Source organism: Pantoea sp. GCM10028869 (assembly GCF_042666835.1).
GTDB classification, from domain to species: Bacteria; Pseudomonadota; Gammaproteobacteria; order Enterobacterales; family Enterobacteriaceae; genus Pantoea; species Pantoea leporis.
In genome coordinates, this window is sequence record NZ_JBHTGO010000020.1 from 1 (window position 1) to 1,285 (window position 1,285).

Annotated in this window: 1 protein-coding gene; it reads left to right on the top strand. The window is 59.1% G+C overall.

Features of this window, described 5'->3' with window-relative positions:
- Nucleotides 1-77 precede the first annotated feature (77 nt).
- Entirely contained in the window at nucleotides 78-1,232 is a 1,155-nt protein-coding gene (locus ACFQW4_RS23610) for an IS481 family transposase (protein ID WP_377728047.1), read from the top strand.
- Nucleotides 1,233-1,285: the final 53 nt, after the last annotated feature.

A 1,285-nucleotide genomic window follows, 5' to 3' on the forward strand; every position in this document is an offset into this window, starting at 1 on the left:
TGTACAGTCCGGGGACATGGTGAACACTTGTTCGGGGACATGGTAGACACTTACAACTAAGGCATAAGAACCCGTTTATGGAGTCGCTTATGTCCTGGGATGCGAGAGATACCATGTCATTACGTAAAGAGTTTGTTCTGTTAGCCTCGCAAGACGGGGCGAACATCCGCGCACTCTGCCGTCACTACGGCATTTCTTCCGCCACTGCCTACAAGTGGCTTCGCCGCTGGGCTGAAGAGGGAGAATCCGGTCTTGAGGACCGCCCCTGCATACCCCATCACTCTCCCAACCGCTCGTCTGACGACATCACTGACCTGCTTCGTATGGCGCATGAACTTCATCAGCACTGGGGCGCGCGCAAGATAAAGCGCTGGCTCGAAGACCGCGGACACCGCATGCCCGCCTTCAGCACCGTCCACAGCCTGATGGCCCGCCACGACCTGCTGCCGGGCTCAGCTCCGGGTGTCCCGGCCACGGGCCGGTTTGAACATGCGGCCCCGAACCAGCTCTGGCAGATGGATTTCAAGGGGCATTTTCCCTTTGGCGGCGGCCGCTGCCACCCGCTTACCCTCCTTGACGATCACTCCCGCTTCTCGCTTTGCCTCGTACACTGCGCTGATGAGCGGCGTGAGACGGTGCAGAAGCAGCTGGTCAGAGTCTTTGAACGTTACGGCCTGCCGGACCGGATGACGATGGATAACGGTTCACCATGGGGCGACACTACCGGGACCTGGACGGCCGTCGAGCTGTGGCTTATGCGACAGGGTATCCGGGTGGGGCACTCCCGGCCTTATCATCCGCAGACGCAGGGCAAGCTGGAGCGCTTTCACCGCAGCCTGAAGGCTGAAGTGCTGCAGGGGAAGTGGTTCGCGGACGACGGTGAGCTGCAGCGCGCCTTCGATCACTGGCGGACGGTTTATAACCTTGAACGCCCGCATGAGGCGCTGGATATGGCGGTGCCGGCGTCGCGCTATCAGCCATCGGCTCGGCAGTACAGCGCCAGCGTAACGTCAGCGGAATACGACGAGGGCGTGATGGTCAGGAAGGTAGATATCAGTGGGAAGCTGACTATAAAAGGCCTGAGTCTGAAGGCAGGCAAGGCGTTCAGGGGAGAGCACGTTGGCCTGAAGGAGATGCAGGAAGACGGGTGCTACGAGGTATGGTGGTACAGCACAAAAGTGGGGGTGATCGACCTGAAGAAAAAGTCGATCACCATGGGTAAAGGATGTTAAAAAGTGTTCACCATGTCCCCGAACACCTGTCTACCATGTCCCCGGACTGTACA